The organism is uncultured Campylobacter sp., assembly GCF_938045535.1.
Taxonomy (GTDB): domain Bacteria; phylum Campylobacterota; class Campylobacteria; order Campylobacterales; family Campylobacteraceae; genus Campylobacter_B.
Map to the genome: position 1 here is coordinate 1 of NZ_CALIMQ010000238.1, position 1,805 is coordinate 1,805.

Genomic DNA, 1,805 nt, shown 5'->3' on the forward strand with positions numbered 1-1,805 from the left:
CCTACGACGCTTTATAAGGGGCGAGCTACGCTCGAGCTAATTTTACACTGTGGCTGCGTCGCATATTTGGAATTTTAAATTCTACGTAAAATTTAAAATCACAAACGTAAAGTGTTTAGGCGCAGCAAATATAAAATAGAAGTAAATTTTGCAATTTCAGGCAAATTCACGAGCGAAAATAAATTTTACAAACTCCCGCTAAATTTTACAAAATCTCCCTGAAATCATACCCTGCGTTTTTGAGCGCCCAGGCGATGTCCTCTTGATGAGCCTTGCCTTTAGTCTCAAGCGTGATCGTGATCTGCGCGTCGCCGTACTCGATATTGGTAGAGAAACGGTCGTAGTCGATCTTGACGATGTTTGCGTTGGCGCGGCGCAAAATTTCGGTAAGTCCCGTAAGCGCGCCCGGCTTATCGACGAGCGTGACGTTGATCGTCATCTTGCGGTGCGATTTTATGAGGCCTTTTTCGATGATGATGTTTAGCATCTGCACGTCGATATTGCCACCGCTTAGGATGATGCCGATCTTTGCGCCCGCGGGAAATACAAATTTCGCGTTCATCAGCGCCGCTACGCCCGCCGCGCCCGCGCCCTCGACGATGATTTTTTGCTGCTCGAGCAGATAGAGTATCGCGCTTGCGATCTCCTCGTCGTCAACCTGCACGAACTCATCGACGCACTCGATGATCGTAGAGAGCGTGATTTCGCTCGTATCCCGCACCGCGATGCCGTCGGCGATGGTGCGGACCGATTTGGAATTTAGCGGCTTTTTCGCGACGAAGCTATCGTGCATCGCAGGCGCGCCCTTAGCAGCTACGGCGATGATTTTGATGTCGGGATTGATCTGTTTGGCACAGCTGCAAACCCCCGTCGCAAGCCCGCCGCCGCCAACCGGAACGACGATGTATTCAAGATCTGCGACCTCTTCGATCATCTCAAGCGCGATCGTGCCTTGGCCCGCCTGGACGAACTCGTCGTTGAAAGGATGCACGAATGTCAGATTGTGCTCCTTCGCATATTCCAGTGCAAACGCATACGCCTCGTCGAAATTATCGCCCTTTAGGATGATCTCTGCGCCCAGAGCCTTCGTGCCGCTTACCTTAAGCAGTGGTGTGGCTTCAGGCATTACGATCACGGCATGCACGCCGAATTTTTGCGCGCTCATCGCTACGCCTTGGGCGTGGTTGCCCGCGCTTGCGGCTATTACTCCATGTGCCCGCTCCTCATCCGTTAGGTGCGCGATTTTATTATAAGCGCCGCGGATCTTATACGCGCCGGTGCGCTGCAAATTCTCGCTTTTGAGATACACTTCCGCGCCGTAAAGCTTGCTGAGCTTCGGCGCCAGAGCAAAGGGCGTTTTATAGACGAAATCGTTTATCGTGCGCTTTGCTTGGATGATTTTATTTAGATCAACCATCTACTTCCTTTCGTAATTTTAAATTTTGTTATTATACATATTTTAGGCGGAATTTTATCCCACGCGCAGCCTAAATCCGCAGCTTCGGTTTTAGATCCGCTTAACTCCTGCGCCGCAGCAGCACGCCGCATTCGATATGCGCCGTATGCGCGAACTGATCGAAGATCGCAAACTTGCGCACCTCATGCGTAACGCAAAGCGAGCGTAAATTTTCAAAAAGCGTCTGCGGGTTACAAGAGATGTAGATCAAATTTTGAAAATTTTTTACTAACAGTTGGAATTTATTATAAAAAAATGACTGATAAAAAAAGTCAGATTGTAATAAGTTCAGATAAAAAGCCAGCTTTTAACAATTTTATAAAATCATATTTTGATATAAATGAAGAAT

Annotated in this window: 1 protein-coding gene and 1 pseudogene; both read right to left on the reverse strand. The window is 48.4% G+C overall.

Annotated elements, in window-relative coordinates; translation table 11 throughout:
• Positions 1-205: 205 nt before the first annotated feature.
• Positions 206-1,417: a threonine ammonia-lyase gene (ilvA, locus tag Q0095_RS07210; RefSeq protein ID WP_297882712.1), complete on the reverse strand. Its 1,212-nt coding sequence runs from the start codon at positions 1,415-1,417 to the stop codon at positions 206-208.
• Between the two features lie 100 nt (positions 1,418-1,517).
• Positions 1,518-1,685 (reverse strand): annotated as a pseudogene (locus Q0095_RS07215) (tRNA (uridine(54)-C5)-methyltransferase TrmA); the annotation flags it as partial.
• Positions 1,686-1,805 lie beyond the last annotated feature (120 nt).